Origin of the sequence: Pseudomonas sp. 2822-17 (assembly GCF_002742485.1) — a bacterium.
Classification (GTDB): domain Bacteria; phylum Pseudomonadota; class Gammaproteobacteria; order Pseudomonadales; family Pseudomonadaceae; genus Aquipseudomonas; species Aquipseudomonas cyclaminis.
In genome coordinates, this window is the sequence record NZ_LJRZ01000018.1 from 1 (window position 1) to 229 (window position 229).

Here is a 229-nt window from a genome sequence, read left to right on the forward strand (position 1 = left end):
GTTTAATTTTATATGGTGGTATGCATTTGCTTACGGTTTAGGGTCAAAGCCAGTGGAAGAATACACTTTTGTTTTTGGACTCCCAGCGTGGTTTTTTTATAGCTGTGTAGTAGGGCTTGTAGTAGTTATTGTTCTTGTTATCATTATCGTTAAGTTTTTCCTTGTTGAGGTATCCTTTGACGATGACAAAATTGAAGATGGAGGGCCAAAAGAATGAACATAACTGTCC

General features: G+C 37.1%; 1 protein-coding gene. It reads left to right on the forward strand.

The annotated features are described in order from the left end of the window. Nucleotides 1-217, forward strand: a 217-nt coding sequence (locus tag AOA60_RS00055; protein ID WP_099582652.1) for a YhdT family protein, incomplete at its 5' end; no start/stop codon positions are given. Nucleotides 218-229: the final 12 nt, after the last annotated feature.